Origin of the sequence: Mycobacterium sp. MAA66 (assembly GCF_041261665.1) — a bacterium.
Taxonomy (GTDB): Bacteria; Actinomycetota; Actinomycetes; order Mycobacteriales; family Mycobacteriaceae; genus Mycobacterium.
In genome coordinates this window covers 140,244-165,912 of sequence record NZ_JBGCCC010000011.1, presented here as the reverse complement: position 1 = coordinate 165,912, position 25,669 = coordinate 140,244, and the positions used below count along the sequence as shown (strand labels likewise).

General features: G+C 61.5%; 19 protein-coding genes. 3 read left to right on the top strand and 16 right to left on the bottom strand.

Features of this window, described 5'->3' with window-relative positions:
• Positions 1-589: 589 nt before the first annotated feature.
• Positions 590-2,110, bottom strand: coding sequence for an APC family permease (locus ABIA30_RS23945; protein ID WP_370070037.1), 1,521 nt, complete (start codon positions 2,108-2,110; stop codon positions 590-592).
• Between the two features lie 310 nt (positions 2,111-2,420).
• Between ABIA30_RS23945 and ABIA30_RS23940 the strand changes: the two genes are divergently transcribed.
• Positions 2,421-2,735 (top strand): hypothetical protein, encoded by a 315-nt coding sequence (locus ABIA30_RS23940; protein WP_370070035.1) that lies wholly within the window; start codon positions 2,421-2,423, stop codon positions 2,733-2,735.
• 1,056 nt (positions 2,736-3,791) lie between these two features.
• Here ABIA30_RS23940 and ABIA30_RS23935 read toward each other — a convergent pair.
• From ABIA30_RS23935 to ABIA30_RS23910, 6 genes are all read right to left on the bottom strand, one after another.
• Positions 3,792-6,104, bottom strand: coding sequence for a LuxR C-terminal-related transcriptional regulator (locus tag ABIA30_RS23935; protein WP_370070033.1), 2,313 nt, complete (start codon positions 6,102-6,104; stop codon positions 3,792-3,794).
• Between the two features lie 187 nt (positions 6,105-6,291).
• Positions 6,292-7,659, bottom strand: coding sequence for an APC family permease (locus tag ABIA30_RS23930; RefSeq protein ID WP_370070031.1), 1,368 nt, complete (start codon positions 7,657-7,659; stop codon positions 6,292-6,294).
• 198 nt (positions 7,660-7,857) lie between these two features.
• Complete coding sequence (locus ABIA30_RS23925) at positions 7,858-9,150, bottom strand: flavin monoamine oxidase family protein (RefSeq protein ID WP_370070029.1); 1,293 nt, start codon at positions 9,148-9,150, stop codon at positions 7,858-7,860.
• Positions 9,151-9,371: 221 nt separating this feature from the next.
• Positions 9,372-9,953 carry a flavin reductase family protein gene (locus ABIA30_RS23920; protein ID WP_370070027.1) on the bottom strand — a complete coding sequence of 194 codons (582 nt, stop codon included), beginning with the start codon at positions 9,951-9,953 and terminating at the stop codon, positions 9,372-9,374.
• A gap of 9 nt (positions 9,954-9,962) precedes the next feature.
• A complete protein-coding gene (locus ABIA30_RS23915; protein ID WP_370070025.1) occupies positions 9,963-11,129 on the bottom strand; it encodes an acyl-CoA dehydrogenase family protein in 1,167 nt (388 codons plus the stop codon).
• Between the two features lie 462 nt (positions 11,130-11,591).
• Complete coding sequence (locus ABIA30_RS23910) at positions 11,592-11,732, bottom strand: hypothetical protein (RefSeq protein ID WP_370070023.1); 141 nt, start codon at positions 11,730-11,732, stop codon at positions 11,592-11,594.
• An 876-nt stretch (positions 11,733-12,608) separates the two neighbouring features.
• Here ABIA30_RS23910 and ABIA30_RS23905 point away from each other — a divergent pair.
• Entirely contained in the window at positions 12,609-13,247 is a 639-nt protein-coding gene (locus tag ABIA30_RS23905; protein ID WP_370070021.1) for an MspA family porin, read from the top strand.
• Between the two features lie 2,018 nt (positions 13,248-15,265).
• Here the strand turns inward: ABIA30_RS23905 and ABIA30_RS23900 are convergent.
• Genes ABIA30_RS23900 through ABIA30_RS23890 form a run of 3 tightly spaced genes read right to left on the bottom strand, consistent with a single transcriptional unit; the run spans position 15,266 to position 18,114 of the window.
• Positions 15,266-15,955, bottom strand: a complete 690-nt coding sequence (locus tag ABIA30_RS23900) for a hypothetical protein (RefSeq protein WP_370070019.1) — start codon at positions 15,953-15,955, stop codon at positions 15,266-15,268.
• A 23-nt stretch (positions 15,956-15,978) separates the two neighbouring features.
• Positions 15,979-16,596, bottom strand: a complete 618-nt coding sequence (gene wrbA, locus ABIA30_RS23895) for an NAD(P)H:quinone oxidoreductase (protein WP_370070017.1) — start codon at positions 16,594-16,596, stop codon at positions 15,979-15,981.
• Between the two features lie 36 nt (positions 16,597-16,632).
• Entirely contained in the window at positions 16,633-18,114 is a 1,482-nt protein-coding gene (locus ABIA30_RS23890) for an aldehyde dehydrogenase (RefSeq protein WP_370070015.1), read from the bottom strand.
• Positions 18,115-18,192: 78 nt separating this feature from the next.
• Between ABIA30_RS23890 and ABIA30_RS23885 the strand changes: the two genes are divergently transcribed.
• Positions 18,193-19,008 (top strand): IclR family transcriptional regulator, encoded by an 816-nt coding sequence (locus ABIA30_RS23885; RefSeq protein ID WP_370070013.1) that lies wholly within the window; start codon positions 18,193-18,195, stop codon positions 19,006-19,008.
• Between the two features lie 371 nt (positions 19,009-19,379).
• On the opposite strand, the gene ABIA30_RS23880 is transcribed toward ABIA30_RS23885, so the two are convergent.
• The 6 genes from ABIA30_RS23880 to ABIA30_RS23855 all read right to left on the bottom strand — a co-directional run bounded on the left by ABIA30_RS23880 (position 19,380) and on the right by ABIA30_RS23855 (position 25,269).
• The gene (locus ABIA30_RS23880) at positions 19,380-19,826 is read right to left on the bottom strand and encodes a carboxymuconolactone decarboxylase family protein (RefSeq protein WP_370070011.1); all 447 of its coding nucleotides are present in this window, start codon (positions 19,824-19,826) and stop codon (positions 19,380-19,382) included.
• Positions 19,823-20,158: an NIPSNAP family protein gene (locus ABIA30_RS23875; RefSeq protein ID WP_370070009.1), complete on the bottom strand. Its 336-nt coding sequence runs from the start codon at positions 20,156-20,158 to the stop codon at positions 19,823-19,825. Before ABIA30_RS23875 ends, ABIA30_RS23880 begins: the two co-directional genes overlap by 4 nt.
• Positions 20,155-21,828, bottom strand: a complete 1,674-nt coding sequence (locus tag ABIA30_RS23870) for a bifunctional 3-(3-hydroxy-phenyl)propionate/3-hydroxycinnamic acid hydroxylase (RefSeq protein WP_370070007.1) — start codon at positions 21,826-21,828, stop codon at positions 20,155-20,157. The genes ABIA30_RS23875 and ABIA30_RS23870 overlap by 4 nt, the downstream gene beginning before the upstream one ends.
• A 545-nt stretch (positions 21,829-22,373) precedes the next feature.
• Complete coding sequence (locus ABIA30_RS23865; RefSeq protein WP_370070005.1) at positions 22,374-22,664, bottom strand: hypothetical protein; 291 nt, start codon at positions 22,662-22,664, stop codon at positions 22,374-22,376.
• A gap of 201 nt (positions 22,665-22,865) precedes the next feature.
• Positions 22,866-23,714, bottom strand: a complete 849-nt coding sequence (locus ABIA30_RS23860; protein WP_370070003.1) for a Fic/DOC family protein — start codon at positions 23,712-23,714, stop codon at positions 22,866-22,868.
• Positions 23,715-23,862: 148 nt separating this feature from the next.
• Positions 23,863-25,269, bottom strand: coding sequence for a hypothetical protein (locus ABIA30_RS23855; RefSeq protein WP_370070097.1), 1,407 nt, complete (start codon positions 25,267-25,269; stop codon positions 23,863-23,865).
• Positions 25,270-25,669: the final 400 nt, after the last annotated feature.

The window sequence follows — 25,669 nt, the reverse complement described above, 5'->3', positions numbered from 1 at the left end:
CGATGCTCGGCGGCACCGAGGACAGCCCGGACCGCCGACGGGAAAACCACTCCCCCGTGCTTGCAGAAACCTCTCACGGCACAGCCGGCCGATCTTGCTGTCGATCACACGGCGCTCGTCACAACACAACGCCGCCCAAGCCCGCCGGAACCCCTAGCACGGATGTTTGGTCACGTAGGCATGCTGCCAAGTCTGAATCGACTGGAGGCCTGGGCCTGCCGAAGGGGCAGCCCGTGCAGCTGGTCAGCCCAATAGCTTTGCGTGCCAACCAGTTTGGCAAATTCAATGCCGCTTTGGGTGGTCGGTGGGACCCCGTGATCGGCGGTAATCTTCTCGCTGACCTTGCCTTCAGCGGACCACTCGTCGGGCGCGGTGCAACTTGCACGCGTTGCCCTCCGCGAAATGGCGCTTAGGGCCAGTCATTTGGGTCATCGTCCCATCCAATCCGGCCTCGGGCCACAGGAAATCTAAAACCAGTTGGACTAATTCACGGGGAATCCGCCGGTACGTTGTGACTAGGTGCTTGTGTCGGATTGTTTGCCGATTTGGACTTGGTTTTCGCCACCTACGCTGAGCCGATGGGACGCCCTCACGATGGTCTCGGCTGAGTGGCCGGTGTGGGCTCTCTGTCAGAGAGCCGCCACGCGTTTGTCGCTGCATCGCCAGCAGGGAGGGCCTCGATTGTGATCAGTGTGTCGAGATCGTCTGGCAGGGTGGGTGTTTCCTCCCACCAGCGAAACACAGTATCGCGGTCCTGCCATAGTCGCCGATAGAGGAACAGCGGCAAGCTGACGAGCAAAAGGCACACCGCGATGATGGACTCCTTGAGTCCGCCATAGCCGACCAAGGACGGATGACTAACGCCATAAATGGCGAGGAAGAGGTCGAAGGTTCCTAGTATGAGCGCGACTGGAATGGCGATCTTGGACATCTTGAAGGGCCGCGGCCACTCTGGACGGTCACGCCGTAACAAGGCGTAAGAGAACGCGGCGAACCCGCAAGCCAAGATATAGCCAAAGTTGCTCGCCGCGATAATCGCAACGGTGTTGCCCACCAGGAAGAGAATGAGCAAATTGAGGGTGATGTCCATCGTCAATGCATTATTTGGCATGCCGTGGCGGTTGAGTTTAGCCAGTTGCTTGATCGTCACATCGCTGCGGGCTAAGCCGAGGAGTGCACGGGCAGCCTGCGCGGTAGTCGCTAACAGGGTTACCCACAGTCCGATAACTAACACGGCCATCACCAGTGGCGTACTAGCCTGCCAGTACTTCTGCACTACGTCGACCGCGTAGCCGCTGGGGTTCGCTCCGATGGCCTGCTCGCCGACGGCACCGGCGGTTGCTAAGGGCACCAGGGTGAACACCGCGAACATGACCAACACGCAAATCCGAATCGCCTTGGGCGTGTCTGACGACGGATCCCGATACTCGGGAGCGAAAAGCGAAGGCCCTTCTGAGGCGAAGCTGGTCCAGCAGGCTAGATACAGCAGCGCCAGGAAGACCGCAGGGCTGCCTAGACGCCACGTCAACAAATGCACTGACCACGTGGCGGTAGCGAAGGGCAATACGATCATGACTATGGCCACCGTCGAGAAAATGATGACACCGATCGTGGTCAGCCGTGCGGCCAGCTTGATGCCGAACATATTGACCAGATAGCTGCTGATGAGGGCTGCGGCTCCGAGCCAGTGCGGCAGACCGATGTGAACCCCAAGAAGATCGAAGCCCCAGGTCTGAGCCGGAAACCAATACGCTTGAATCACCGAGCCGAACACGAAGGCTGTCACCGCCTCAATAAGCGACCAGCCCAGCCAGTAGCCCCACATCGCCAACGGGCCTATCAGCACGGTGTACTTGCGAAACCCTTCGTTGGCGTAGGCCCCCACGCCGCCCGCAGTCGAGGGGAACATCGTTGCCATTTCGGCGTAGAGGTACGCCTGCGCGGCGCCGATAACAACAGAGGCTGCCCAGATGACGATCACCGCCCAAGTTCCGACGAGCCCGATCATGAAGCCGATGGTGGTGAACACACCCAGGATGGTCGTAAGGCCAAGGAACGCTCCGGATTTCCAGCTCAGCACCCGTTTCAGTCGCCGGTCCGTCTCGCCCATGCCATTCTCCTAGAGCCCGACTATCGTACGTGGTGTACGAAATAAGTAGAACTGTGGCGGAATTCACCCGACATGTCAAGAAGCGTGGCGCGTTTGACATCAGCATCGACGACCTAGGGCGCAGCATGGCCGATGCCGCCGGTCGAAGAATTCACCGCCGAGAGGCGCCGCGCACCATGCGCCGAGGACTCCCCTCCCCGCGACTGCGCGTATGTGCCCCTTGACACTTCGGCGATCCCGCTGGCAGTGTTCTGTTTATCGGACATCAAGACCGATATTTGGACAATGGAGGCGCTGAGTGGCTCATCGTGTGGAATTCGTCAAGTTTCGTGTCAAAGAAGGTCACCGGGCAGCATTCCTGACGCGGCGAACCGAGGCCATAACTGCGGTTCAGGCAGCGCACCCCGACCTGATTGGCGCCCCCATATTGGCAGAACACGACGACCAGTCCTGGACCGATGTCTGGATCTACCGGACGCCAGAGGCTGCGAGCCAGGCAAATGCGCAAGCCGACCAGATTCCCGCGTTTGTCGCGATGACCCAGCTACTTGAAAGTGTTCACGTCGAAGAGGGCACAGCACCCGACGAGACGGCAGAGGTGAACAGCGAACAAGAGGCCACCTAGCAATACCCCGTGTTTCGGGATTATCGAAGGGGTGACCCACGGTTTTGGTGGCTTTGATAGGCCGTTGTCGACGTCGTCAGCACCAGCGAGACCACTCCAGGATGTACTGGTGATAAAGCAGTGGGGTTGGGGTCCGTGCGACGATCAGTCTGCGAAATTCATTGATATTCAACCGGATCAAGTTCGCGTCGCGGTGTTCAGTGTCGCGTTCGGTCGCGGTCTGGACGGCCAGAAATGTGCGGGCCAGCACGACCACGACGCTCCGGCGGTGCCGGCAGGTTCGGGTGCGCACCCGGCGCGGACAAGACCGTTCCAACCCTTGCCCCCTCGGACCATCCAGTGACGCCCTGCCGTGGGGTTCTCAGTGGGGTGGTCCACTCTCTCGGGAGTACATCCTCGGTCCCTGGCCCCCACGTCGGCGGAGACGTCTTGCCACACACCCTCGGTCTCCTGGAATTGGCCGGTTCAGGCACCCGCCAATTTCCCGCGCCATTGGGACCCGCCGACCACAGCTGACTGCCAGTAGGTACCCGATACCCCTGTGGTGCAACAGGATTTGCAGGTTTGACTCGGTGCCGTGCGCTTTTCGCCGGTCAGTGAGAATGCCGGGCACCGGTATCGAAAGCGGCTGACCATCTCCTCAGTCAGCCGATTTGGTGGCGAACTCGTTCACGGCGGGCACAGCGATTGCTGCGCACTGGTCAGGATCCTCGGTCCACGACTTCGGTAGGTACGGGGCACTGTCGATCAGCGCATGTCCCGCGTGCTGGTGGTGCAGGCCCGCGACCGCGGCCTGACAGTTCTCTCTAGGGTCCGCCGCATTCCGAGTGTTGTCGTTGCACACCAACAGTTTCGTTGCACACCAACAGTTTTGGTGTCATTCTTCAACTCTCCGCACGCCGGGCCCCGATAAGTAGTCATGGCTCTGGGCCGAGCTCGATGTCCTGCTGGACGTGGGCGAACTCGACACAGATTTCCCCTCATCCACTCTATTGAGCACCTTGAGGGCATCGGAATCGTCGAGCCCGGCGAAGGTGTTTCCGGCACGGCCCGCGCCTAAACCCGCTTGGTCTCCGCCACCAAGGCCGCAATCTGCGTCCGCGAACTGAACTCCAACTTGGCGAGGATGTGCTCCACGTGCGAGTCGACAGTTCGGCGGGCGATCACGAGTTGCGCGGCGATGTCCCTGTTCCGCATCCCGCGGGCCACCAGCTCAGCGATCTCCCGCTCTCGTGGGGTGAGAAGTTGGAGTTTTCCTGCGACCAAAGGGAACTCCGGCCGGCCTACTGGTCGGCCGCCGGAGACCAGCTCCACCACCTCAGCCAGGATCAGGCTGCGCCCTTGGGAGACTTGTTCTTCGAACTCGTCCGTTCCCAGTGCTTGTCGCGCTTTCTCCAGTTGTTCGCTTCGCTGCGCGATCATCGGCCATGCACCGTGCAGGTGGGGGCCGTGGCCCGCAGACACTGCTTCACTGGCGCCGAACAGCTGCGCCGCATGATGGATATTCCCGATCGCCAACTCCGCCCATGCGCTCACCTCCACCGCCCAAACGATGCCCTGCCAATTTCCTAATCCCGCCTGGGTAGACACTGCCTTGCGCAAGTTCCGCCGCGCGTCGTCGAACTGTGCTTGCTTCAGCGCCACCAACGCCAGAAATATGTCCGACCAGGAGCGCAACAGCTGCTCGTCACGCACTTGGCATAGGCTGCGGGCCTCATCCAATATCTTCGTGGCACGGTCGAGCTCTCCCAGATCGCACAGCGCCTCACCGAGCAAGATCAGCCCATCGGCCAGGTGCGGGCCTTCTGGGTCGAAGACGCGCTGCAGTGCAATTCCTTCTTCGTAGCAGGCCAGTGCATCGGCATGGCGACCGTTGAATAGTGCCACGATCCCCAGCGCTTGTGTCGCTCGAGCTTGTAGCGCGAGATCACCGGTCTCCACGCTGATCTTCAGTGCCCTCCGCAGATGGCGTTGAGCGGTGTCGAAGTCCCCGTCGATCGCGGCGAGATAACCTGTGGCCCAGAATGATTCGCAATGGTCTGATCCGACGATGTCGGGGAGCGTGAGGAACCTATCGATCCACAATCGGCCCTCGCTCGGCAGGCCGCATCCGACCCAAAATGACCACAAATCGGTGGCCAGTCGAAGCCCGGCGGCAGCCTGTCCGGGCTCCTGTAGAGCGAACTCGAGTGCAGCGCGAATGTTCGCCAGATCATCTCGCACTGCATCGAAGAGCCGCTGCTGTTCCCAGCTGAACCAACTCTCGCTTACACGGGCGGCAAGATCTCCCATGACAGCCAGGTGGGATTGTCGGGCTTGGCTCTCCATCGCCGAGCCACGCAGCAACTCCGCACCGTATTGTCGGACGGTCTCCAACATCCTGTAGCGAGCGGCGTCAAAGGCCACCAATGACTTTTCGATCAGCTCCACCAACGCAGCCTGGAAGGAAGCGCTAGTGAGGCGCTCGTCGACGCACACGCGTTCTATGGCCTGAAGCGATGCGCCACCTTTGAATACCGACAGTCGACCCCACAGGGTCTGCGCCTCCGGACCGCACAGAGTCCGGCTGTAATCGAGCGTCGCCCTCAAACTTAGGTGCCGAGGCTCAGTTGCTCTCGATTCCCAGGGCGGCATCGCTAGCGGCTCGGATGCCATCGACGCGATTACCTCGATCGGCAGCCATCGGGACGCAGACGCCGCCAATTCGAGTGCCAGCGGTACTCCATCGAGTCGCCGGCACAGCTCCGCGATCGCACGCTCATTCTGGTCGTTGAGGGTGAAACTTGCATTTAGGGCGGTAGCCCGGTCGACGAACAATGTCACCGCCGGGTACCGCGCGGTCCACCCGGGCGGACCGTGCCCATCGAGATTGGGCACCGCTAGGGGGTTGACTTGAAACACCGTCTCACCATGGATACGCAGTGCCTCGCGGCTCGTTGCCAGGATGCGGAGGTGCGCACATCGATTCAAGAGTGTCGCCGCCAATCGGGCACTGGCGTCGGATAGATGCTCCAGGTTGTCAAGCACTAGCAGCATGGAACGCTCACCTATGAAGTCGGACACCGCATCTGCCGATTCGGCCGGCGGCGCCGCCATCGCCGTCGAGACAAGCTGTGGCAGCAGTTCAGGCTCGGTTAACTCCGCCAGTGAAACGAAGGCCACCCCATCGGGAAAGTGTGTTCCTACGGTGCGCGCGACACCGGCGGCCAGCCGCGTCTTACCGACTCCGCCGACTCCGGTGAGAGTGATGAGGCGCGCGGCGGTCAGGAGGTGGCGTAGTTCCTTGCGCTCAGCCTCACGGCCCACCAAGGGTGTGATGTCCGCAGGCGGTGAGCAGCCGACAAACGGCCAGCCGTCTGGATGCTGCATCGCGCCTCGCTCACTCGCAACACAACCGCGGCCACGAGATGGGTCGTGTACATCGGTTGAGCATCCTTAGGACACTCAATACAAGAGTGCCGTCCGGTATGTCCCATCGTGGGGCGGTTGGTTCTCGAGCCCCGATCACGTCTGCCCTAGAGGACACAGTAGGTGTTCTCTAGGGCAGGCGCGACGGTCAGTCCGCGACGCTACTGCCCATCGCCGCATAAGCCTCGGGACGAGTGGTGCGGGCTCGCAGCGCCACCAGTACACCGATGACTGCAATCGCCACCACGAGCCAAGGCAGGCTATTGACCACCGGTGATGACGTCCCGGTCAACGCGTCGAAGTTGAGCAGAGTGGTCAAGGTCGCCCATCCTAAGCCAATAGTGGCGAGCGCCGGGGCGACGGTGTGGGCCAAGGAGAACTGGCGTCGGCGTATGAAGAAGATCAGGACAGCAAGGGAGGTTAGGGCCATCAGTGCGAGCAACGCGACCCCTCCAATGCCGGTAGTGAAGGCCACCAGACCAGTCAATGCGTCAAGACCGGCAATCGCGAACACTGCCGCGACGATGGCGGTAACGCTGAAGCAAGCCCAACCGGCCCAAGTCGGCGTGGACCAAACAGGGTGCAGTTTGGCGAACGGCCGCGGCAGGAAGCCGTCCCTACTCAACGAAAACACGTAGCGACTGGCGGCGTTGTGGAATGCCAGCATCGAGACCAAGGTGCTGCTGACGACCATGAACTCCAGCAGAACCGTCCAGAGCTTACCGATATAGGTGTTGGAAAGACCGTAGACGAAGGTGCCGGGATCGGCTGCTGCGGTGGCGGCAACCGTATCGCCGCCAGCGCCGACGACGAAGGCCCACGCGGTGAACACGAACAGAAAGCCCAGACAGGCAACAGCGATGTACGTGGCGCGCGGGATTGTGCGCCGCGGGTCACGAGCCTCTTCAGAGTAGATCGCGGTTCCTTCAAAGCCGAAGAAGCAGGAGAAGGCGAATACGATCCCCGCTCCCAGTGAACCGCCGCTGCGGAAGATGTTCGAAGGTGTGAAGGAGTCGAAGGTAAACGCGTGCGCACCGGCCTGGAAGAGAATCCCGAAGTCGAGCACCAACATCAGGACGCCTTCGATCACTACGGCAATTCCGACCACCGTCGCAGCCACTGAGATGCGACGAACACCCGCTAGCAACGCGATGATCAACGCGACCCCACCAACCAGCCACCACGGCACCATATGGCCGGTCAGTTCGTTTATCCCTTGAGCGCCGAAGAAGCCGAAGCTGCCGAAAACAGCCGCCTGGATCGCGAGGTACGCCACCAGGGCGACGTATGCCGCAGCCAAGCCAACTGGCCGGCCGATGCCTTGGGTGATGTAGGCGAAAAACGCACCCGTGTTGGTCACGTACGGCACCATTCGGGTGAAGCCCACTCCGAAGACCGCCATCACCAGTGCCGCCACGAGGTACAGGCCGGGGGTTCCAACGCCAACTCCGAGACCCAGCGCGAGCGGGAGTAGCGTGACCGCACCACCGATGGGCGCACAGGCAGCTAGCACCATGAACGCGACGCGAGGCGCGCCAAGCAGGCCACCCTCCAGTCGTGGGCGCCCGGCAGGTTCTGCCGGTACGCCTGCTGCGTCGGAATGATCCGGCGGCGCAGAACGTCGAGGCGCTGGGGCCTCCTCCAAGCTTTCTTGCGACATCTTTAACTCCTATCGAGATGGGGCGCGTCCCGAAACGATTTCGGGGGCTACGGATTAGTTCAGGACATTTCGGATGAGCGCGGTGGAGCTGGAGAGGCCGCTCTCGATAGCCCCGTCAAGAAAGCCTGCCCAGCCTTCGGCCAGGTCAGAGCCAGCGAACCGGACCCGGCCCGGTGCCTTGGCCAGAGCACCGATGCCCTCAAGCTGGTTCGGTCGAAACATGGCCCAGGTCTGCCGGGAATATGGGTCGGTAATCCAGTCGTGGACAGTGAAGTCGACGACCTCGATGTCAGGCATCAGGCGGCGGACGTAGGCCTGAACCGTCTCCAAATCGGCCGGCAGGTGGCGTCGGGCGTCCATGCCGAATCCGAAGGCAGTGAACTCCTCACCAACGGCGTGTTCCCATTGCAGTAGCGTCATGGGCTCGTCGCTAGGTGCCATCGCCAAGAAGCTGCCAGAGCCGCCGCGAGCGCGTAGCCACACTTTGAAGCCCTGTGAAGCCTGCCCGTCCTTGATCAGTGCCCGGCTCTCACTCGGCAGTCCTCGTGTGAACTCGATGGTTCCCATCGCACCGACTGGGACCGTAACTACGCACGCTCGGGCACTGAGCTGATGACCGTCGGCTGTGGTGACAATGACGCCGTCACCCCGTTCGTCTATGGAGTCGACCGGTGTGCGAAGTCGCACTTCGCCCGTGATGTCGCGTGAGATTGCCGCTCCGAGCGCTCCGGTGCCGTCCTTGAACTTCCAGTGTGAACAGATGTCCAGCAAGAGCAGCCAATCGGCATTGGCGATGGCACCCCAACGCAGTGCCGTGGTGAGTGCCCCTGAGGCTGCGGGAGCGTTGAAGTTCTGACTCCACATCGCATCGATCAGTGTTTGCGTCTCCGCGTCCAGACCCAGATCGGCGATACGCTCCGCAATCGTGACGTGGTCAAGTTGCTGAAGATCCTTATTGGACAGGGCCTCATAGGGACGGGGAACGACCGACAAGCTGTCCTCGATCGTCCGGCGCATGCCCTCACCGATACGGCTGGCTAGATCATCTAACGTGCCCGAGTAGCGCTTATCGCCGACGCGCCAGAACGCGTGCTCTGGAAACGGGGTTTCGGCAATGTCCAGCTGATACCGGGTGACCTCGGCCCATACGTGCGGCTGCATCCAGTGGATCCATCCGCCGCCCATCTCCAACTGTTCGCCCATGCGGATGTCGCTCCACATCCGGCCGCCGATCCGGTCGCGTGCCTCCAGGATCACCACGTTCATACCGGCCTTGCCCAGTTCGCGGGCAGCGACGAGACCGGCAAATCCGGCACCGACAACGACAACATCAACGTCATGGTTCATGCGCGTTTTCCACCTATCGTCTTGCGTTGTTTAACAAATTTCGGCCAAGCTGTAATGTGGCGACGTCGCCGCAGTATGCCGATGGCGTGGACCCAGGTGGTCGCATCAGCGATCCGGTCCTTTGCCAGAGGCAGCCGTCGATTCAGCGCCTTAGGCGTGCTGGTTCACGGTCGGCCCCGATCCCAGGTGGTGAAAGGGCTACGCACCGTGGGGCTTGCATCTCAGCCCCAGACATCCTCGACGGCCACGCAGGAGGCGCTCTCGTCCCAAGCCAGCCAATGTGGCCGCAGCGCTCGATTAATTCCCGGCTTGGCGACACGGGAGAACTGGCTGCGATAGAAGACCATCGGAGCCAGGCTGTGGTCGGCTTCCAGATGCTGGATGCGGAGAACCACGATGGTGTGATCTCCGGCCTCGTGTTCTGCCTCGATGACACAACGGAACGTTGCGCAGCATCCGCGCAGGGTAAGAGCGCCCCCGTCGTTGAAGCGCCAACGGGATTGCACGAACGCGTCCTCGTGATGGCGAACGATATTCTGACAGTGGGTTTCCTGATGTTCGGCGAAAACGCTGACGCCGATCTGAGGCACCTTCCGTAGGTGGCTCCAGGTCCGACTGGTCTTTCCGATGCAGACCGACACTAGCGGCGGATCCAGCGACACTGAGGTGAACGAACTCGCGACGATGCCAGCCGGCTGGCCGTCGGCGATCGCGGCCAATACGGTCACACCAGACGGGAACGTGCTGAAGGCATGTCGTAGCGTGGCCTGATCTATCGAAGGCTCAATCAGTACAGAATTCATGATCGCCCCTCAGATCTGCTGACCATTGAAGTCTTCGCCCAGCAGTGCGGCTCCTGCCGCCTCAAGGCTGCGCCGTTGAAAGCTGACATGCGCTGAGGCGACCGACAGATCTCGGCGACGGCGTTCCAGACCGTTGCGGATGTAGATGCTGCGGGTGCCGACCAGATCAGCCAGCATCTCGACCGCCGCTCGGCACTGTGCAGCGGTCTGCACGCTGGCCATACTGGCGGTCGCCCATCCCGGGCGATCCAACTCCTCGCCGTTGAACAGCATGCCGTCGACCCGGTCGAGGGCGATCCTGGCGTACGCGCGGGCCGCTTCGACCTGCGCGGCTGCATCGGCCAACGTAATTCGCGCGTGTCGATCGGCACCGCCGCGCGCTTGCAATGCCGAAATAGCCTCGTCGAGGATCCGTTGGGCAATGCCGATCGGCATTCCGATCTTGATCAGTCCGATGAGTGCGGGGTAACGCGACAGCGGTGCAGCCGAGGGACCATGGTCTCCGAAGAAGTCCAGTAGGTGCGCGTCGGCGACGAATGCATCCTTGACCAGGTAGTCGGTGCTGCCAGTACCCTGCAGTCCCATCACCTGCCATGTATCGAGGATTGTGACGGTCTCCGGCGGCACCATGGCGACCCGCAGCACCGGCGCACCTGTCTGGTCGAACTGGGGCTTGCCATCGCGATGCAGGTGGATGCCAACGAAGTAGCGGTCAGCACTGTGAATGCCGCTAGCAAACGACCAGCGCCCATTGACCAGCCACCCTCCGGGAACGGCGTCCGCACGCTGCGGCGGGAAGAAGCCGCCCGAGGTGCCCATGTCCATTGAGGGGTAGATGGCGCGTGCAGTTGCCTCATCCCATGTCCCTGCCCAGATACCGGTGGTGGCGCCGAGAATCATGGTGTTCCAGGCCACCGATGCGTCGGCATGGGCCAGGATTTCACCGATCTCGGCGACCTGACGGAACGTCATGCCAGGGCCGCCCCACGCTGCTGGCCAAGCCATCCGCAACGCGCCGCTGGTGCGAATCTTTTGCGCCAAATCGGGGGTCAGATGTCCAAGGACGTTGACCTCATCGGATAGCGCGGCGGCCTCGGCGGCAAGTGCTCGAACGTTCTCAAGGATCTGGGTCGCCGACATCGGTACTCTGTCGGTGGTGGTGGAGGTAATGGTCACTATGAGACTCCTAGCTTCGATATGGCCGACGAATCAGCTCGGGTGAACGCTCTGTTTGTTCAGGCAAACCGGGCTGCGGCGGCGTTTGGTGCTCGCCATGAGACTGCCGTCACATCGCGTCGGCGTCATGCGTAGAACTACCGATCTGGCTACCGATTCGGCTGATTCACTGACACCGAATCGAAGGTCGCGCCCGCACAAACCGACGACACCGGCCGTCCGACTCTTAGGCTTGTCGATGTACATATCGACCAGGCGGTCTCCAACTATTGGCGCGATGTGCGCCAACCGCACCCTGGCCTAGATGCGAGAGTCTGACCTGATCGGCCGTTATGAATCAGTGTCGAACCGTCGACGTAGCCGGTATCTCTGTGCTTGCCGTCGCGCGCGATGGTCGACCTATCGATCAGACTTCTCTTCAGGGACGAAACTCGACAAGACGTGCGAGCGACCGGAATTGGATCAGAGCGGTGAGTACCCGCTGCCGCCGTGAGGAGATCCGACCGTGTCAGCCGCGGGTGCGTCGCCTGAACGGTCCTCGGGCTCGATACCGGCTTCACGGTTGAGGTCTCGCCGACCGGGACGCCGATCGTTGCGCGTCATAGCCGCTCTCCTACCCCGACGGGGCGGGACTTAGCCGAGCCGGCTGCGCTGGTGGCGGTTGTTGTACCAGTCGACCCATGCCACGACCAGGTACTCGACGTCCACGAGCATGCGCATTCGAGGCAGTGGCCAGCCGCCCGCATCTGGTCGACCAATCCACAGATCAGCGGCGGCGAAGGTCTCACCGGCGCTCGAAGGAGATCGAGGCCGAGCTCAGAATCTCGTTGGCCTCCTTAAGATCCTGGACCCTCGGTTCAAGGCCGTTGATCCGCTGGGCCTCGTCAGAGGCGACACCGGGGCTCGACGCCACCGACCTGAGCCTGCGGCGCCCACCGCTTCTGGGCACTCCACGACGGGCGCAATCCGGAACGACGCCTCGAGCTCGACCCGATCGCACTTCGCCGAGTGGACCATCGTCAGGATGCAGAGACATTGCCACACGATTGATCCTGAAAGATGTTTCTGCACAACGCTTTTGATCACCTCTGGCACAAATTCGCCGCCAGAAGTGGCTCAACTCACCCAAGGCGGCAAATGTGGCCCTTGACACCATTCCTCACGCCCGGCATCATGACCGTTTACCGGACACAAAATCCGATTATCGCCCAGGAGGCCGTGATGTTAAGCATCGTGGAGTTCGTCAGCCTTCGAGTCACAGCTGACGAGCAACAGACATTTCCATAGCACCGGGGCGCGCTATACGGATGAACGTGTTCGACCGGCTAGTCGGCGTGCGCGCCACGGATCCGCGGCCACAACGCTTCGAACACTCGCCGAGATTGCAACCGCCAGAACAGAAGTCAATGCTGGCAACTTCACACCGACCTAGACGATTCCCCACTGGCATCAGCTGAATCACAAAACGAAAGGCACGCAATGAAATACCGACCTCTGCGGCTGGGAGTCACAGCCACCGCGGCCATCACCCTGATGGCCGCGACGATCCACATCCCCGCCGTTGCCACCGCGGAGCCGATCAATATGGCGCCGCAGGTGTACGACAAGGTCTCTGCTGATGGTTGGCACCTCGACATCAAGATCCACGACGAGGTAATCAATTCCGTTCCCAACCTCGCCGCAGCCGCCAACTCCCGGGAAGCGTTTGTGACCGCCACCGCGACCGCGACCGCAGTCGGTGGCGCCAACCCGATTCAGGACAGTCTGTTCATACTTGGGTATCAGTTGGGATGCCAGTCCGATGTATCGGCTGGTTTGGTCATGGGTGGAACCGGTGGCGTGTCAGGTTCTGCCTCAATACCAGCCGGTGTGGGTGGCACGATCGGCGCGGCCGGCTTCTTGGAAACCATTCTTCAGCCGGGCGTAATCACGGACCTACCGATGACGAACATGGCGCTGAACCCCGGCGGTGCCTCAACCCTGAGCATCGACAACCTGCACATTAAGGCCGACGCCTGCGGCGGCGATGTGAGCATCCGCTCCTACGCGTACCTGCGGATCTCGACGGTCGCCAACCACACCTCGTATGCCATCTACGGCGATCCGATCAAGATCTAACGACGTTCGCGACCATGAGAATTGAGCATACGATGTGGAAACAGCGCTTGAGCAGTTCCGTCGTTGTAACGGCAATTTCGCTCGCGATAGCGGCCACTGATGGGGCCATCGCGAGCGCTCAACCCCCGGTCCTCCCCTTTATGCCGGGCGCGCCGGGGGTGCCTTACCCGGGCGGGTATTCCTACCAAATAGGCACCGGTACCTTTTCCTACCCGCCGCACACAACGGATAACCGTGGGGTGAGAACTGCTGGGGTGACAGCTGACCCTTCGCAGACGAGCACGGGCCTGCCAAATGACAAGCCGGGCGCTGGGTCACCGAACCAGTCCTTCTGGTTGAACTTCGACAACGCACGGTATGGGATCCAAGGCGGCATTGTGCCGCCCGACAGCGCTCAAGCCATTGCGCAAACTACTACCGGAATAATCCCGGGTGTCGTCTCAAGCGGTGGTCCGTGGCCGGAACCACTACTGGAAAGCCCAAGTGGCACACCGCCAAAGACCGGTGTGCCCACCGGCGAAGTTACCAACCCGACGCCGCCGAGCTATCCCCAGCTGGAAGCGCCGAGCACGCCACCACCTGCTGCTCCCGCTCCGTCCCCGTGAACGCCGTGGTCCCTCTTGGGCAATACAACAGATCTCTACTGCGCTGACTAAAACCTGTCGCACCAGTTGATTTGCGTCCGGGTCTCGATCATTGGGACATGGACCAGCACAGATAAGGCAAGACAATGCAATCGAATTCTTCTCGCCGTATTACCGCCTACGGTCTAGGTCTACTACTCACCGCGGCCCTGGCGGTGGCTGGCTGTGGTACTAGTGGTGAACCTGCACCCTCCTCGACTGCCACGACACCCGGGTCTTCTAGCGCGACCACAACTACGACGCCGGCACCGGCGCAGCCGAGCGAGAAGAACCTCAACCCTCCGAATGGGCCCATGTTCACTCCTCCTCCGCCGCCGACAAATCCGAATGTTGCTCCGGCCAAGCCCTAGTCAGCCGTTGTCTGGATGAGTGAAGCGAACAAACCAGGTGATGTTCGTCTGACTAAAATAGCCGCTCGGCCAGGAAACCATGCCCACGTGGTGTCGAGTGTCCGCCGTTGCGCCAGAACGAGACTCGATGTTCAACCGGACGTGGCAGGCTGAGTCGAACACCGGGTGCGGTGTAACAGGATGAGCATCAGGAGTTTCCGCACGGTTCTCGACTGGCATTGATGGAGCCGTGCGTGTGGGTGGGTATGGTGTCCGATGAATTCGGCTGCCCGCCACGGCGATATCCAAGGTGGACAATCCGACTGTATGAGCGACTCCGGCTAGCGGCAACAGGGCCAGTGCAACGCCATTACGACGGGCTATTGCACCGTTAAGCGTGACGACCTCGCGACAGACTGTCGCCCCAGAATCGCCGTGGGGTTGGTGCACACCGTGATTGGCAGATCCCTCCTGCCGGGCCTGGACCGAGATCTGCACCGATGAAAGTGGCGCCAGCGCGGTCGTGGTGTCGTGCCGTTGCAGCAGCCTGGTTCGCCGATGGTGGTGTCTCCGTCACACGTTCCTCCTCCGATAGCCGCCCGTGTTATCTGTCCTTCGCTTCGCGCGACGTCGGCGCCGAGCTGCCTACTGGTCGCAGACGAAGCATAAAGATCAAGTGATTTCATCGAACGCTGGCCGAGGGCTGGCATGTGCTCGTCAGTACGAATCCACCGGCCAACGCGACACAGCGTTGCCGGCCTGGGCTGCACTTCCATTATCACTACCGCGCGAGGCTCGCTGGGTTGACCCGCCCTGGCGCTCTAAGCCCGGCTACCGCTGGACCCCGCAAAAGGCGCAGGTAGAGCCATATCAAGCACACGTGCAAACCTCGGCGTCGCAGCACCGGAGCCATCCGGCAAGGATGGTCACCGAGCCCACCCGGAAAGCTTTGACAAGCGCTATCGCGGGGCGTGGGTACACCCAGATCCTCTGGGTCTCAAATGCTTTGACACGTGCGAGCGCCGTGCTTCGGCGGTCGCGAGGGCTACCGGTGAGGCCCCGATCCGATGTTGAGTGCAGTCATTTGCGCCAACAGAATTTGCTCGGCGGCGTTCGCATCGACTGTCTCGATCCGGACGAGGCCGTTATGCCAGCGATGGCCCGTCATACCCGGATTGTGAGTGCTGGACCCATCCGGCCAGAAGATCTGGGGACTACCCTGAATAGTCAGTGACTCACTCACTGAGAAGTCGTCGTCGACGTCGGCTCGTGGGGCGGCGCGCATCCAGGTTTGCATCACTCGATCGGTGTCAATGTGGGTATTGATCTCGTAGGCGATGGCTAATGCCTTGCGCAATCCAGCTTCAATGCTCACGTCGACGGAGTCTCGGAAGAACGCCAGTCGCAAGGCGTAGTCGACGTCTTCGGCCTCGTGCAGGCCGTGGGTGCGCCGCGTCGCGGCGACCAACTCGAAGGCCGGTAGAAAAGTCGAAGGCCAGGAATCATTGGTGTAGGCACTAAACAGGTCCGGCTCGAAGCTGGCTAGCGCCGCGGTCTCGGTGACGACGATGCTTCGGGGTGTGCCCCGTCGGTTGACCCACTCCAATGGCCATGCGCGCGGCACGAAGACGACATCGAGCTGATGCCGCCTTCGCGCGAGACGCAACCGGTGGACGGCTACCAGTGCCCACGGGCAGTGGATGTCCGACCAGATATCAATCGTTGTTGCAGTCATCAACGGTGCGGCGGATCAGCGGACTACGCCTCGGCGCCCGCTGTGGACAACACCTGTGCGAAGCGTGCAAGGCGACGTCCTTGGTGGCGGGCACATTCAAGTGCCGTTTCGTCAGGAAGCGTTGAGGGAAAGCCTGCCGGCCAGGAAGTGCCGTAGGGGTTGCCACCCGCGGCGTAGACGACATCGTCGGTGTAGCCCAATGGCACGATGATCGAACCCCAGTGGTAAAACACGTTGTTGAGCGACAGAATCGTCGATTCTTGGCCACCGTGCTGCTCAGCCGAGGATACGAACGCCGTGACCGGTTTATCGGCGAGTTTGCCTTCCTGCCAGAGGCTTCCGGCTGTGTCGATGAACTGTTTGAGCTGCGCGGCGGGGGCACCATAGCGGGTCGGGGTGCCGAATGCGTAACCGTTGGCCCATTCCAGATCGTCGAGCACCGCTTCGGGAATTCGATCGTGGGTCTCCGCAACGTGCTTGGCCCATTCCTCGTTTGAGGCGATCGCATCGGCGGGGGCCAGTTCGGGTGCTCGACGCAACCGGACTTCTGCTCCTACGGACTCCGCACCTTCTTGAACGGCCTCAGCCAGGCGGTGAACGGATCCTGTTGCGCTGTAATATACGACGAGTACACGAGCCACTGTTTGTTCCCTTCTGTGTTTGACGTGTCTCTGGATTCAGAGCACGACGGTGATGGTTTTTTCTTGGGTGTAGGCTTCCAACCCGGCTCGCCCGAGTTCTCGGCCGTGTCCGCTCAATTTCTTTCCGCCCCAAGGCAAGCGCGGGTCCAAGGGAGACCATCCGTTGACGGCGACTGCACCGGCGTGGACGCGTCGGGCCATGGTGTGAGCCCTGCTCAGATCGCGGGTCCACAGCGTTGCCGCCAGTGCATACTCGCTGTCGTTCGCGATCGCGATGGCTTCCTGCTCGTCGTCGAAACCGATGATGGCGCCTACAGGTCCGAATATTTCTTCACGAGCGATGGTCATCGTGTTCGAAACATCGGCGAACAACGTTGGCTCGATGAAGAAGCCACTGCGATCCGGGCGACCGCCCCCGGCGATGACTCGTGCGCCTTGCTCACGGCCGATATCAACATAGCGAGCTACACGGTCGCGCTGGCGTGCGTTGATAAGAGCACCCATCGTCGTACCTTGTTCGAATGGGTCGCCCAGCACCACTTTAGCGGCGCGTTCGGTCATCATGTCGACGAATTCCGCGTAGACGGAGCGGGCAACCAGGATGCGGCTGCCCGCCGCACAGACCTCGCCTTGGTTCGCGAAAATCCCCAGTGCGACTCCATCGGCGGCCGCTTCGAGATCAGCGTCAGCGAAGACAATCTGAGGGCTCTTACCGCCGAGTTCCAGTGTGGTAGGGCGGAATCCGGTAGCCGCGGCGACGGCAACTTTGTGACCGGTTTGGGGACTACCGGTGAACGAGATCTTGTCGACTCCAGGATGTTCGACGAGCGTGTTGCCGGTAGTGGAGCCGCGGCCGGGAACGACGCTGAATGCGCCAGTAGGGAAGCCGGCTTGCTCGATGAGTTGCGCGAGCAGCAGCGAGGTCAGCGGCGCATCCTCCGGAGGCTTGAGGATCACCGCGCATCCGGCAGCCAGCGCCGGCGCGATTTTCCATGATCCGATCATTGTTGGCGAGTTCCACGGAGTGATCGCAGCGACCACGCCGACAGGCTCGCGGATCGTGTAGCTCAAGGTGGAGCGTCCCATGTAACCAGGTGTGGGGATTGAGCGGCCTTCTAGCTTGTCAGCCCAGCCGGCATAGTGACGAAAGGTCGCTATCGCTTGCGGAAGGTCGATGACCCGGGGCTCGAACGCAGGCTTGCCGACATCGAGCGATTCGAGGTTGACGAAGTCCTCGGCGCGTTCCTCGATCAATCGCGCGAGGGTGTTCAACAGCTCCCCCCGCGTGGCGCCATCGACGCGCCCCCACTCGCCGTCCTCGAGTGCCTCGTGAGCCGCAGTCACCGCCGTGTTGATGGTTGCCGCGTCGGCCTCTTCCACCGTCACGATCGTGCGTTCGGTGACCGGATCTACAACCTCGAACGACGCGGCTTGGGTCTCTGAACGCCAGCGTCCCGCGACGTAGGGCAGCGCCGGAAGATTGCGCGCGAGAGCCTCGGCTGATGCACGTGTTGTCATGTTCGATTACCGTCTTTCCTGATCGATAATCGGACGGTACACATTAGGTCGAGCGCCGTCAACCACGATCGCTACGCGTTGGAAGCGGCGGCACCGAAATTCCATGTCATCATTCAAATGATTACGAAAGGGGCTTTCATGGCTGATCAATCGGCGGCGAATCGGGACCACGGGGTGGACAGCGGAACAGCCGGAGAGACCTCCCAGACCCTCGATCGTGGGCTCACTGTTCTGTCCCTGCTAGCGACCCACAGTGGTGGTCTGAGCGCTGCACAAATCGCCGAAGAACTCGCCACCGCCCGCGCGGTGGTATACCGACTGCTGCGCACACTGCAAGCCCATCGCTTAATCGGACGCGTCGATAGCCGCTACGTGCTCGGAATCGGTGTCGCAGAACTCGCGAGCCGCCTTCGTCCGGGACTGCAGGCGACGGTTTTACCCATCTTGCGCCGACTCAGCCAGGAAACGCGCGCCACGGCTTTGCTCAGCATCGCCGACGGCGACGAGGCGCTCATTCTGCTTACCGAGGAACCAGTAGACACCAACTTTCATCTCGCGATCCGGCAAGGTGCTCGGCACCCGCTCGATCTCGGCTCCGACGGTATTGCCATTCTTGCCGGGCGTCCCGCCGACGCCGCGGATACGAAAGCCATCCAACGCGCTCGTCGTCGGGGGTATGCGGTGAGCTTGGGCGATCTGCAAGGCGGTGCATTAGGCTTGGCCGCGCCGATCGCGACGTCGGACTGGGCGACGGCCAGTATCGGTATCGTCGCGATCGGCGATAAGGAATCCGACATCGCCCCCGGCGCTGCCGACGCAGTGGTCGCGGCAGCCGCCGACGCGGCCAAGCGGCTGCTCGGCGATTTCAGTACCGAATCGTCCGCCCTGGCTTGAGGCTACAGTGGCCTTGGACCCGGATTGGCTCACGTTCGGGGTTCCCACTTCGCGATAGTGCCTGGAACTACCAACACCGAACTGACTGGAGGGCGGCGCAGCCTGCAGGGATCAATGCGCAAGTCGCCGAAGCCGAAAAGACCGTCGCAGCAACGACTGCGGCCACGCGCAACCGGCTCAGACCGTCATCCGTCGTCGATCCTCTACCGGACGACCTACACGATGTGATGCGCAAAAACTAGGTCGGAACGGGCGCGCACGTGAATGCTCCAGTTAGGTCGCTCCCCGCACGACCGACCCGGTGGTAGGAGCCGCCACCGGCGCGCCCGAGCGGCTACTGGGTGATTCAGTACCGAGTCGATCGCCCCGGCTTAGAGCTCTGGCTCAGAGTGTTGGCCCGGCTCGGTGCTAGTGACGCCGTGGACGTCGACAGTGGGCTCCAGGCCGACGGCGCCGGTCACCTTCCTCCACACGTCGAAGCCGTGTTGGAACGCCACGACGCCGGCTTCAGGAAGCGCGATCTCGATAGTCTCTAAAACCTCACCGGCACTGACGCCGAGATCGAGGGCCACTTTGATGTGGCTGGCGATCTGCGGCTCAGGCGCTCGCAGCACGGTGAGGCTGAGGATGAAGAGCAGTTCTTTGGTTCGCCTGTCGAGAGTGCGCTGCTGCAGATATGCGGCGGACACCAGTTCATTGACCGCCTGGAGAACGCCGAAATCGTTTGCGGCCATGACCTTGTGGTAATCCAGCACGTACCCGCGATCGCGAGCCATCTGATCAATGTATGCCTGCGGTTCGCTGCTTACGTCGCTCACGCGTCCTCCCTTTCGCGGGGGCGTAGAGGTAGAGAAAGTACCGGGATGAGGATCCTGTTGCGCTGTTTCACGACGAGGCCGCGCACCTCGACGCGAAAAGCTGCGAAGCGCTCGTCGTGTTGTAGGCGGTTCCGTCGAACCATGCGATCCTCGGTCGAGTCGTATTGCCACAGATACGTCAGCGCGTTGATATCACCGATATCGCAGGTGTACATGCCGATGGGCTCACCCAAACAGTCGATTTGAGCTTCGCTTCCGAACTCATGCCACAACTTGACGTATCGCGATACACCACCCGGAACCATGGTGTAAACGCGTTCTTCGACGATCACGGCGTATACCCTTTCTCGGAGACACCCTGAGGAAACGTAAGGACCCGCGGTTCGATTGACTCGGCCAAGTCCAGGAACCGATCGAGTTGGCAATCCAAATCGGCAAGCGTGGCGGTGGTGGCCACATATCGGTCAGGACGTAAGACCACGAAGTCAACGCGTCTGTCGCCGAACCAGTATCGAAGGCGGTTATCGGTGTCCTCGAGTACCGAGGTGCTCGCGAAGTCCACCGAACGCTCGTGCGTCGATGGACAGGAACCAACAACCTTGAAGAACCCCACACCCATTTTGGTGAGCTTCTGGCGCCGCTCGGCCGACAATCCAGCACCGGGGTCGGTTTGCCAGCCCAGAATGGTGATCCAATCACCAAGTGCATCATCGAGTTTCATTGTGACTCTGTTACTAACGCGTACATTGGGTTGTATGAACATCTTGCCGATGTCAGCATCGGAACCGGCACGGGATACGACAAATCCGTTGTCGTAGTTGGGCATGGGCTTGAACTTCATCTCCAGCGCCCATTTCTTGACCGGCGGCAGCCATCTGGACGCGTGTAGAAACGCATCGCGAACGACGGCGACCGTGCGGTGAGTTGGACTCAGGATCCGACCGAGCGTAGTGGACATAGCCACCATCGCGGAGGCGTGCGGCTTGCGTTCAAGCTCATACGTATCCAGCACTGACGGACCCAGACGACCCTGCACGACACCGGCCAGTTTCCACGCCAGGTTGACCACGTCACGAATGCCCGTGTTGAGTCCCTGGCCGGCCCACGGTGGCATTAGATGAGCCGCATCGCCGACGAGAAACACTCGACCGGACTGGAAGCGGTCAGCCACGCGAGAGTGGTGGGTGTAGACGCGGGCGCGGATCACATTGACGTCGGCCGAGTTTCGGACGTGCCGCGCCAAAAGGGAGCGCACCGCATCATCGCTGAGCATCGCTTCGGCGTCCTCGCCGGGAAACAGCATGAACTCCCACCTACGGTAGCCGTAGGGCAGATGAATGCACACGTGCGGCCGCTCGGGATCGCAGTGCAGCGCCGTGTAAGGGGCATCGGCGGTGTCGTTGTCACAGTCGATGACAACCCACTTGCGTTCGTGCGTGGCGCCCACTAATCGCGCGCCGATAAACTCGCGCACGAAACTGCGACCACCGTCTGCCCCGATTGCGAAATCGGCAGTGATCGTGAAGTCTAGTCCGTCCTTGCTGCGCGCCTGGATCTCCACGGCGTCTTTGGTCTGCGCGAGCCCGACGACCTCGCAACCAAGGTGTAACTGGACCTGGCCATAGCGGGTCAGGCCCCTCCGTAAGACTCGCTCGCAGTTGTGTTGCATGAAGATGTTGCGCCGCGCCCACCCGAATTCGCGTGTGCTGGGCAGGATGTGAGCAGCGGGACGTCCTTTTCGGTCGAACAATCGCAGCGGAACATTCTGAATAGTGTCGATCAGCAGGTCGTCGGTGAGTTCTACCGACTGCATCGCGCGCAACGACTCGTCGTCCATGCCAACTGCACGCGGGTAGTCGACGATCTCGACGCTTTCGTCTATCAATGCAACGGTCAAACCGTAGTGGCCCAGCATGTTCGCCATCAACGCACCGCAGGGGCCAGCACCCACGACGACCACGTCGACGCTCTCCGGCTCCGCTGCTGAGGTTGCGGAAGTCATTTCGTCCTCATCACGAGATCGGGTCGTCTGGTTCGCACCACTGGTTGCACGAGCCAACATTCAGTCGTTCGTTTATCGTACGCTATAACTATACATCGGACACAAGTCACTAGGCCCTGCTCCTCGAATGACCTGCGGTTCCCCGCATATCAGAGGCAGGAAAGCACCCTCCGACATACGCGTCGTCGTGGCACTTCTGAGCATGGAAGTAGCTGCCGCCCAAGCCGACCGCGTTTTTATGCGAGCGGTGCATGACCTCTTATCGGAAGACGGGACGGTACACCCGTCGCATCGGGGCTGCACAAATGTGGCCCGGAAGATTCCACCAGACTTCGCACAAGTACCGGTCATGGCTGCCCGTCGGGGTCAATCGGACTTAGGGTTGACGGGGGCAAGGGGACTCGCAACAATCGTTATCTCGATGCTCAGTCTGTGCATGAGTTGCGGGATGTCAAGGCCCTGACCACTGCACTCGACGCGAATGTCCGCAGACCGCAGTACGAGCGGTCGAGCAGCGGCCTAGCACAGACGGTCATGCGGACTTTTCAATGCGGCCGCCACCGGGCTGCGGTCCGGATCGCAAAATGCGCCACGGCATCGTTGTGACCGAGTTGCAGTGCCTCGTGCGGTGTGTAGCCGTGTAACTCGTCACTGGGTGTGCGCATCCACAATGCGATCTGCCAGCTGTCGGCGGTGCCCTGGGCCATCGCGGCGACGATGCGTCCGAGACCGGGCAGCAACGTGTCGTCAGCGGTGAGCTGGAAGGTCGGAAAGACCAGCATTCCTTCAGCTGTCGGGCAGGCCAGCAGTTCGTTCTGATTGACCAGCACCGTCACCGTGTCCACCGAGATGCGCAGGCGACGCGCTATGTGCGCAACCTCATGGAAGGGCCCGATCAGCTCGTCGAGCGCGTTAGGGGTTCCGTCGGCAGCGTCGTCGGTTCCGGTCGAATCGGGGTCGATTTCAGCCTCCTTTTCCTATCGCCGGTGGGTCCAGCTGAGCAGCCATCGGCTGTGAACTCCAGTGAGTTGGTTCAGTCAATGTCGGATCTCTCGCCGCGAGCTGACGGCATGGAACACTGGCGTCATGTATTCGGGTTGCGGGTGCGTTTGGCCTTGGTCGGGAACGGTGAACGCTGACCGTTGGATCCATACGTCACCGGAAACCTTGCTGTAGTCGATGACTCGGTGGGCTTGTGCTGCAACGTGGTTCATGAAGAGTCGGGTTGTGCGTCCGTTGAGGTCGCGGAAAGGGTGCGCATAGTTCAACCACGAGTACACCGCCGCTGCCTGCTCGGCGAATTCGTCATCTGTTGTTGTGGGCCAGTCAGTTTCGGTGACAATCGCAGCTGCTCGTTCGACGCATGCAGCGATTTCCTCGGACGGGGCGAACTGCGACCATTGCTTACCGATCGGGACCGATCGGTAGCGCCCGGCCCAGTCGTAGAGGTCTTGTGCCAGCCGACGATGGAGGGCACATAACCGTGCGCCGTCGAGCGCGTCAGAGACGTCAGCAATCTCCGTTGCTGCTTCGACCGTGCGGATGGCGATCAGGATTCCTTCCACCTGTGCGAGCTGCTTGCTGTCGCGGATGTTGGGGCGGTTCACCAAGACGTTGGTACCGGGGTAAAGGTAGTCGTCCCAGGATGCTGTACTCCAATCTTGTTGTCCTGAAATAGGTCCTACATCGACGCTATCGCTTTCGGGCACGTGCTGTTCCAGCACCTGATTAATAGCGTCGGCGGCGGTGGTGGTGCCTGCTGCCACGTGGTGGAGCAGTTCGGTGTCGTCTGTGGTGGGGCGCCAGCCTTCTATTGCACCGCTGGCGATGCTGTTTCGGACCGCCTCCCGTTGCACTGCCGTCAGCACTAGATCTTCGCGTGTCATGCTGGCTCGCATCGGTGGCTGTTCGCATGATTCTCGGCTGTGCTTCTAAGGCCGCCGCGCTCTACCCATGCCTTCGGCGACTGATACATCGGACTTTGTTCTACAGCGGTCTTCAGCGCTAGTACTCGCATGTCGGAGTACAGCATCGTCACGGGTGCTTCTTCAGTAGTGCTGACTTGTGACTGCCACCGCCACGCGGCCGCAGCGGGATTCCGTAGTTTTTCGCCCATCGCGCTAACGTCGGTGGGCTCGTGTCGAGTTCGTCTGCGATATCGCGCATGGTGCGGTTCTTGACGATGTATTGCGTGTAGAGCCATTCGTGGCTTATTCGATGTTGAACGGGACGTCCGGGCGCGCGTGTTGGCATGCCGTAGTGACGTGCGAGGCGTGTGATGGTTTGGCGGCTGACACCGGCCGCCTCGCCGATCATTTTGAGCGACTGCCCTTGTGCGTGGTGGAGCTCGTACAGGCGGTCCGGTGGTAGCGCCACTCGTGCTCGGCGGATCGCCCGTGAATCATCGTGTTCCTGTGTCGGTCTGGGGTTTTCGGAAAGCGTGTAACGCGCTGCTTCCCGCGTGATGTTCGCCCGCTTGAGCGTATCTGTGCGCGTCAGACTCGACGCTATCGCTGTGTGCAGGGCATGCACATCGAAGGCCAGCAGGTCTTTTCCGGGGAGATCAAGGCCATCGATCAACTCTGTCGGTGGGCTGTAGACGACCGGTTCGTTGTGTATTCCCTTGTCTTTCAGGAACATCAGTGCATGGTCATCGAGTTCCCGTACCAGTTCGGCGGTGAGGTGGAAGGGACAGTCAGCAATCAACGTCCGTCGTGCAGGAGAAGTGTCGCCGGGGCTTGGTGCGGCGGAGATCCTTTCGATCAGGTAGTCGCGGATGAGACCGGCACTGGAGGGTCCGGTGCCCGATGTTGGTGTTTCTCGGCACATCGCGAACCACGTCTGGTCGGGTAGGAGGTCGGTGTAGTCGATCTGCCGGCGGCGGGTGTAGTCGATCGGAATGTCGGCGGTGTACAGCCAATCGGCGTACGCGAGGATCGCTCGGTGCATCTGCGGCCATCGGTGATATCGCGTGAGCAGTTGTAGAAAGCGGGCAATGGACCGCTCCTGCAAGGAGCTCTTGAGCCGTTGCGCGGCCTCGTTGGGGACGATGTTGTAGGCCTGCAGGAGGATGACGACGGGTAGTGCTTTGCGGGTGGATCGGTGCTTGTGCCCACCAACGGTCAGGGGAAGCGACCATGGCGGCCAGAGCAGCGTGGGGAGCTTGCGCGCGAATGCGGCGACCTCGTCCGCGCTCGGTTGTGGGTAGCGCCGTCCGTCCGCGAGAGGTCCATGCCGCAGTTTGTCGATGGGCTTGGGTTCAGCAGGCGCCGCAGGCTGGACGGCCGCGAGCACCCTGCTGGTGCCGATGTTTTTCCACGGCCCGCCGGCCGCCGGGCCGAGCGGGATTGTTGGGGTGCGGATGCGTTCGAACAGCCAGCGCAACGATGTGGTGGCGTCACCGGTGTTCGTTGATCTCAAGCATTGCAGTGCGATCGTCACGCCTGCGGCTGTGGTGCTGGCCTCCGACGGAGGCTGGTATGAGGTCCGTGGGTGCTTGTCGACGCGGTCGTCTCGCGCTGGGTGGTTCAGTAGGTAGGCGTCGAACAGATCGCGGGGCAATCGCTCGCCGATGTCCTCGGTCGTCCCGTAGGCGAATACTTTTCCGGCGATCGCTCTGATATCGGCGAGGACCAAAGCCGCGGGCTGGGGGTCGTTGGCGTAGATCCCGAAACTGGCATTGCCGGTGTCGATCGCATCGCTGATGATCCGCTGTGCCGTCAGCGTGGGGTGATCTTCGTCGAAATGCAGGACCTCAGTGGTGCTCAGGTCGTGATGGCATCGGTCTTCCATGCTCCCGACGCCGGGTTTCCCGTCACGTCGCCGCCCCGAACATAGGCCG